Raw genomic sequence first — 7673 nt, 5'->3', positions numbered from 1 at the left:
ATACTGATGAAATTTTAAAAATTAGTGAGTATATGAATTTGTTTTTTAGACGGAGTTTTCTGCTTACAATTTGTGTGACGTTGCTGGGGTTTGTTCCTCCCTTTTATGCATTTGCGGACTCAATCATAGTAAAAGCCAATCCTGGCTACTACCCAGTTACGTATAAAGAAGGAAACCACTGGTATGGTATGGACACGGAGGTGCTACAGGAAATCTTTGCTCGCGCCGATTTAAGCTACGATGTGGTCTTTAAACCTTTTAAAAGAAGTTTGATCGAAATGGAACGTGGAGAGATTCATGTTATTCCTAACCTTACTAAAAGTAATGTGCGTTCTAAATATGCATTGGCTAAGCCCAATCCGAACGACATGTATTGGTTTGGTTGTGAGAGATCAAGACGCATACCTTCCGATCAAAGCATTGGATGATCTAGTAAAGCTGGCGCAACAAAGGCAGCAAAAAGTAGGCTACCTCTCGGGCGCGAGTTATTCGGAGTACTTCGATGATCGCCTAAAAAATGAGGAGGCTTTGAATGCTATTCTCTACTTCCTACCGAGAAGTGAACAGTATCGTAAGATGCTGAAACTCGGTCGAATTGTTGGGTATTTCTACGATGACTACGAGTTTGAGATGCTTAGGTCCTAAAACGTATGGCCATGAATACCAAGGCTTGGCGTTGCTTTCTTATCGTGTTGAAGGCTCCTGTACGGGGGCTTATATTGGCATTTCAAAAGAATTGGACATGATTAGATATCAACAACTTAAGGGAGCGTTTCAGAGTATGAAAACTGACGGATCTTTTACTGCAATACAGCATAAGTGGTTAGGTACAAAGCCTGTTTACTTTGAATAGCTATACCTTGGCTCCCCAACAATATAGGGAGCAGATTTTACATTTTTGTCCATAACGTGCTGTTATATAAAGAAAATATCTCTAGGTTTTTATAGGGGTCCTAGGGATTTTGCCTCCATATATTGCAAAAACCTCTGAAGCCCCCGTCTGCCGTGGCTTGTAGAGGGGTATCAACTTTCATTTCTAGGTCGATAGCCCTCAATCGGTGCCATTAAGTCCTCCAGTTTTGGCAGTTCGCCCGTCGGCGCGAACGTGTATGTACCCCGGAAGTTGATGTTCTCCCAAGCTACCGGTGAGGCCCGCTTGACTGTTTCCTGGTATCTGTCATTGCGCTGTTCCTCGAAGCTGTCCAGCAGGTTACTGAGTACTTTCGAGTTGAAGTAGATGATGGCATTAGCCACCAGTCGGGCACTTTCGTTCCAGATTTGGATCTCCTCATCGCTATTGCCTCGGAACCGGTCGCCGTTGACGTTGCTGATCGCCCGACGCAACTGGTGATAAGCTTCACCCCGGTTCAGCGCTCGCTGCACATGGTTTCTAAGGCTGGCGTCATCGATGTAGTTCAGCAGATACTGGGCCTTCAGTAACCGGTTGTATTCAGTCAGAGCCTCCAGTAACGGGTGGTTGTGCTTGTAGCCGGAGAGTTTACGCACCAACGTAGCTTGGCTGGTTTTCCGCTGGGCTAGAGAGACTGCGATCCGCTGGATGGTGTCCCAGTGGTCTATGATGCGTTTCGTGTTGATCGGCTTGCGCAACGATAGTTTCACGCGCTGATTTTCGTCTTCGGTGATGTTGAACAGCTCATTGATGACCTTGCCAACCCGGGCATATCGGGGGGCGAACCGATAACCGAACAGATCGAGCAAGGCAAAGTTCACATGATTTACCCCATGAGTGTCAGTTGAGAGCATGTCCGGGATAATCTCAGTACTGTTGTTCATCAACAGGTCAAAGATGTAATGGGATTCATGTTCGTTGGCGCCGATAACCCGGGCATTGATGGCCATATGATTGGCATTCAGACTGACCGCCGAGACGCCTTTGCTGGTACCGAAGTATTTTGAGGAATACCGTGTACGGAACGTCTCGCGCTTGGCTTCGAACTTCTGACCATCGGCACTGGCATGCAGACTGTCATCCTGGATGTTGTAGTGCTTGAAGATGCTCAGTCGTGTGGTAGCGTTGTTGATACGGTCATTGGCCGCATTCAGGGTTTCCAGCCGAAGGTAGTTCGCCTGGATAGTGCTGAGCTGATCATAGGTCCGATCGGAGATCTGAGCGATGCCATAGATGCCCTGATTAGTGGCATTGGCGATCAAGATCGCCAACAGGTCCACTTCGTATTGACGGCTTTTCGAGTTCATGCCCAGCACATGCTCGAAGTCGTCAATGAATCCGGTATCCTGATCCACCACGCGCAAGACATCGGCAACGCTGATCGCTCTCATTTGTTGGAAGAACGGATTATTCACCAGGTGTTTCTTACTGGCTGTAGGCAACCGCCAAAGGTGTTTGCCGCCTTTCGGGCGCAGTATCACGTCCCGATTGTCCGAACGTTCCAAGTATTCGCTGACCTCGTGTAACCGAAGGGTCAGCTCATCCGCCATACGCGGGATCAGTCGCGTCGGATCCTTGGAGATTTTCGGTTGCTGCGTACCCTCGACCAAGACCTGCTTCTGGTTTTTCCAGGTCTGTGGCTTCACCAGATCATCCTCTAACGCCCGATATCGAATGACTTCCGGCAGCATTAGCTGGCCGTTTAACCGGTTGGGAATCTGCAGGTACAGGAACCATTCATACCTGGCTTTATCTATACTGCCATCGGGTTTTAGCAATAGTGGTCGTGTGGCTTTCGGCGGTAGACGCTGATCAATGCAGGCATCGCCGAGCATATTGCCGGCGACCAGATCCAACCGAGCTTGGTCTAAGATCCGGGCTAACCGTTGCGTTTTGTCGGTGCCTTCCATGCGCAGACAGCAAAAGAGCGACCGTAACAGGCCGGTTCGCAATGTGGATTCCGTGTCCAGGTGTTGCCAGAACGCTTCCTCCGCTGACTGTTTCTGATTGCTCAGGTATCGGCAGACCGAGTTCAGGTCGTTGGCACTGAGAAACTGGAAAGCCTGTTGCTGTACCGCGTGGAAGGAAGTATTAGGGTCGATGCGGTCATCCACGAACAGGTGCAGGATCTCAGCGGCTTTACTCACGTTGCGGGCTGCCTTTTGCCAGTCTTGATAAACCCGTTCCTGCGCCATCTGATGCGCTCGTTGCTTCACCTGTCGAGTGTGATGGATGAACCCTTCCGCAATGCGCTCCAAGCCCTGCTGGTACCGAGACTGCAGATAGCACAGCAGGTACAAGCATTGGTTAGCAGGCGACTGACGCTTAAGTTTAGCACCGTAATAATCAACCCGTTCGGCATAGTGATGCTGGTTTTTCTGGGACAGAGAAAGCGAGTCGAGTACAGTCGTCACATCCTCCATTAGCGGTTGAATATGGTTATACACCGCCAGCTCTTTCTGCAGCTCGGTACCGGTGAAGTTGCGAGCGCTCCCGCGCAGCTGCTTCAATGTAAAGTGGTCTTCATCGGAAACCAGTGTCTGCAGCATATTCTTTAAGCTTTGGCTGCAAGCGGCATTGATCTGATCATACAATCGTTGCTGATGTTGATTAATCACCTGACTGACGATCTTCTGCAGGGTACTATAGGCAGGAATGGCGATCTTCTGGTGGGCCAGGTACTCGATTGCTGCGTCAAAGAGTGCGCGGGGTGCCACCCAGCTTTCAGCGCAGACCAGCAAATGTTCAACAAGCCGGGGTTGATGTTGCTTATCTTTCCAGCTGTTGACTCCAGCAATTGATAAAACACGCTCATAGATGCGGGATTTTTGGTCCGCTTTCAAACTAAAGCGCCGAAACTTGAGGTCTTTAAAGTGAAATCGCGCAATAAATGCCAAGTCATCCTGCATGGATTTATAACTCGGGTTGAGCAGGATCGGTTTGCATTTGAAGTAGCCCAACAATGCAACGGCAACACAACGGTACTTGCGTTGCCGTATTCTGGATAGCTCCGCAAGTTCTTTATCATTTAGCGCGAAGTAAAACCGCTGATAAGACTCGTTGAAGGAAGGAACGCTGTATAAATCCTCGATTTCCGCGGCAGTGAGAATTGATAGCCGTTTGTCTCTGCTCATTCTTTGACCTAAAGGTCAAAGAAGATAACAAATTTTTGGTGAATTAGAAATTAATAGCCCTCTACAGGCCACGGCAGACGGGAGCTTCAGAGGGTTTTGCGATATATGGAGGCAAAATCCTTAGGACCCCGTTATGGAAATATTTAGGATCACCGATCACGGGAAAAACTTTGTAGAACGGGAAACATACAATCTGCTTGAGCAACTGAATACGTTCTCTCTAGTTGAATGTAAAGGTAATCATAAGATCCCTACAGCAAATACAACATCCCTCCTAATACTCGATCACTTTGATGAAGCGAAAGATCAACAGGCTATTTGGAACCAGGTTAAATCTATTGAAAGCAGCTTAAATATCGTAATCATTGTGGATCAGTCTCCAAGTGAAAAGTACGAATGCTTAACGAGTGAAAGCATTTCTAAGCATGTTCAGTTTTTGTCGAATGGAAGTAATGGGCCGTTAGATATGCACGTAAACATCAGTGATCACCGATCTCTCCTGAATCACATTCAATTAGCGGAAATATTAGCGGCATAATCATGAGTGAATCATCCGAAGGAATATACAAAGAACAGCAATCCATTCACCCAGAGTCTAAGTCCACACCGGAATATGATGATGAAACGATTATATGGGAGGGAAGCCCATCTCAATGGACAAACCTCTTTACGTTCATCTTCTGGGGAGCGGCAATAATTTGTGCGCTCGTTTTTCAGGTGATGTGGTCACAAGGTTTAAATGAAGGATTCTCTTCAATAGTGACAGCATCCGTTCCCTGGATTGTTAACGGGCTATTGTTCATAGCTTTCATCAGTATGGCTCTACCTTACTTACATACAAAGTACGAATACACGCAAGTCACAAAGAATAAGATCAAAGAAAGTAAAGGGATTACGAGCGTTTTCAGGAAGGATTTGTACTGTGAAATCAGTGACATAATTGACATTAAGTCACCTTCAGCCGGGGTAATGGCCCTATTTGGCTTATCAACGTTAATACTTGAAACCAACGATCAAGACCAACCAATTATTAAGATCCGAGCGATAAAAGATAGAGACGCACTAATCGCCAAGTTGATGCCGATTTGGAGAGAACTAAAGGTCGAGCGCAAGGGTTACTTCGGGGGAAATTAAAAAATGAAGAAAACGAGTTTTATTGCCGGAAGCTTGCTGGCTATATGTTCTAGCTTATGTGTGGCTGGACAAGCTGAAAAACCAACGCATTGTTCAGAAGGTGCTGGAACTCTTGAGAGTGCAGATAATTACATGCACTTCTATCAAGATCATCTAAAAACAGGGATGAACAGAAAGCAGTTATCAGGTTACTGGTCAGAAGAGCTTATTGAGATCATGGATCAAACGGTTGTACGGTTAGCAAAAGACTTACGTCATGAAGTGGCTCATGAATCTCAACGGTTTATCGATACGCTGACTAACAACGCCAGATGCGAAGATTTGAAACTTGAGTCCTCAAAGAAAACGGGGCTGAACACTCAATATGCCTCTTTAGAGTATTCAGTAACGCCTACATGTACAGACTGGACAAACACTACAAAACGCAAAGTAAAAATGAGCTTTTCAACCCTTTCTTGTGGCTGGGTCATTACAGAGCTTAAAGATGAGGTGAAGTACAAATGAAATTAAAAACTCTTGGTATAGCGTCACTACTTGCTATTTGTTCAGCAACCTCTTCGGTGATGGCTGGTGATAATGAAAAGGTCTTCTCTGATGGCTCTATTGATTATCAGAGCGTTAAAGGAAGTCCTGAAGTAACCTTCGATAAGGTACAAGAAATCTTTGGTTTCAATCTAGATAATGCTACTGGTATTAAAGAAATGTTGCTCTTGGCAATCGGAATGGACCATACAACACCTGGTTCGCCAAATTTGGATCAAATGGTAGGAATTCCATACATTGTTGATAAAGGACCGCATTACTGGATAAACCGATTTGCATCTGGGGATACAGAAATAGAAGTGCTGGTTAACAATGCATTGATTTTATTGTTCGGAAAAGACAATAACGAGAAAGCGGATAATAGTGCTCGAAAGCTCTTGCAAGCAGCAGCTAACTCAGGTTATTGGCCTGCTGACTTTTATATTGCAGAAGATAATCTCACCACGAAACTATCAACTGACTTTTCCTTACTAGGCGAGAATACTAGCTTCATTGGGGACGCGAATCTCAAAGAGTTAGCCACTGAAACGATGGAAAGGTTTTCTAATTGTGCAGGAATGGGCTTTGCCCCTTGCCAGTACAGACTCGGTTTTTGGCTTTCCTCTTCACCTGAAGGACTCAAAGGGGGGATGGAGGCTCTTAGAACTGCTATTAAGACCACTCTAGCTGATACTCGTTATCAAGGTGTGATGGATACACCTTTGATTTTAGCAGCTAAAGAAATTGTGATGAAAGGTGATTATGTAGGTATTGATTCACTTGTGAGAGAAGAATATCTGAATCTAATGAAAGCGCATATGGCCTCGCTACAGCAAGACCTCAATTCGAAAACTCAAGAAATGACTGAGGAAATAAAAGCATTTCTCAAGAACACCTAACGTTTCGGAGTATGTCAAATATGCCCCCCTGGTTAACTAATAATAAGTGGAAAGATAATATTATTCTTTCTGAGTCTAAAACTGCTTTATATGTTATTTGGGTATTTGCAGTTGTTTGGAATGGACTGACGTTCCCAGCGATCATATTTGATGATGAAATCTGGAGAAAAGCGGAAGCTGAGCCATTTACCTATTTCTTTCTACTCTTCCCTGTAATTGGTTTATTTATATTTTACACAGCCATTAAAGAGCTTCTGAAATGGAAGAAATATGGTGCAATTCCTTTAGTCCTTGATCCATTTCCAGGCTCTATTGGGGGACATGTTGGTGCGGAGATTGATGTAGGAATATCCTATACGAGGGAACAACAATTCAAAGTAGTCCTCAGTTGCGTGAAAAGCTATACAACAGGAACGGGGAGTGATCGAAAGAGACAGGAAAGGCCTGTATGGCAAAATGAAGGAATCTGCCATACAAAAATGAGCGCTAAAGGTACGAAAGTAGCTTTTCGTTTTGACGTTCCTGAAGGCTTACCAGAAAGTGATACGGACAAGAAGGATCAATATATCTCCTGGAGAGCCCATATTGTTGCCGTGGATAACGAAAGCGAATTTGATAGGGCTTATGTCATTCCTGTTTTCAGAACTAGTGAAGAATCAAGAAGCCATAACTTCTCTACTGAAGAGCACGTAGATACCGTTCGTGAAGCTGAAGAAGGTGTGAATTCTATCGTGGACATTCAACCTATCGCCGGGGGTATATCATTAAACTTTCCTTCTCTTACTCGCAATAGGTTAGGAATTGTATTCAGCTTAGTAGGGTTTATTTTTTCTGTCGCTAGTGCATTCATTTTTATGAGTGGAGATATATTCCCAGCCTTCCTCTGCTTCTTCGTCGGTGACACGATCATGCTTCTTGGAATTTATCAATTATTCAAGTCGCTCAAAGTAACAGTCACGAAAGAAGGGATAACTTCAAGACGTTTCTTATTTGGTTATCCCATTACAACTAAAGAGATCCAGAAACAGGATTTAGTGGGCGTAAATATAATAGAAAGCGGCTCTATGCAGACGG

At 45.0% G+C, this 7673-nt stretch carries 8 protein-coding genes; 7 read left to right on the top strand and 1 reads right to left on the bottom strand.

What is annotated here, in order from left to right:
• Nucleotides 1-428 (top strand): hypothetical protein (locus A3766_RS32010; protein ID WP_231882896.1); only part of this gene is annotated, 428 nt, incomplete at its 5' end.
• Nucleotides 421-645 (top strand): hypothetical protein, encoded by a 225-nt coding sequence (locus A3766_RS32005; protein ID WP_231882895.1) that lies wholly within the window; start codon nucleotides 421-423, stop codon nucleotides 643-645. The genes A3766_RS32010 and A3766_RS32005, both read left to right, overlap by 8 nt.
• Before the next feature lie 378 nt (nucleotides 646-1023).
• On the opposite strand, the gene A3766_RS11975 is transcribed toward A3766_RS32005, so the two are convergent.
• A complete protein-coding gene (locus tag A3766_RS11975) occupies nucleotides 1024-4044 on the bottom strand; it encodes a Tn3 family transposase (protein ID WP_060994423.1) in 3021 nt (1006 codons plus the stop codon).
• A gap of 133 nt (nucleotides 4045-4177) precedes the next feature.
• Between A3766_RS11975 and A3766_RS11970 the strand changes: the two genes are divergently transcribed.
• From A3766_RS11970 to A3766_RS11950, 5 genes are all read left to right on the top strand, one after another.
• Nucleotides 4178-4582: a hypothetical protein gene (locus tag A3766_RS11970; RefSeq protein ID WP_068510088.1), complete on the top strand. Its 405-nt coding sequence runs from the start codon at nucleotides 4178-4180 to the stop codon at nucleotides 4580-4582.
• A gap of 2 nt (nucleotides 4583-4584) precedes the next feature.
• Nucleotides 4585-5178 (top strand): hypothetical protein, encoded by a 594-nt coding sequence (locus A3766_RS11965; protein WP_068510090.1) that lies wholly within the window; start codon nucleotides 4585-4587, stop codon nucleotides 5176-5178.
• Between the two features lie 3 nt (nucleotides 5179-5181).
• On the top strand, nucleotides 5182-5682 hold the full coding sequence (locus A3766_RS11960) for a hypothetical protein (RefSeq protein ID WP_068510092.1): 501 nt from the start codon (nucleotides 5182-5184) through the stop codon (nucleotides 5680-5682).
• Nucleotides 5679-6599, top strand: a complete 921-nt coding sequence (locus tag A3766_RS11955) for a hypothetical protein (protein ID WP_197479553.1) — start codon at nucleotides 5679-5681, stop codon at nucleotides 6597-6599. The genes A3766_RS11960 and A3766_RS11955 overlap by 4 nt, the downstream gene beginning before the upstream one ends.
• A gap of 11 nt (nucleotides 6600-6610) precedes the next feature.
• Nucleotides 6611-7673 (top strand): hypothetical protein (locus A3766_RS11950; protein WP_156508885.1); only part of this gene is annotated, 1063 nt, incomplete at its 3' end.

The organism is Oleiphilus sp. HI0132 (assembly GCF_001635845.1).
The sequence above is the reverse complement of the archived record's forward strand: the minus strand, read 5'-3'. Positions and strand labels throughout refer to the sequence as shown.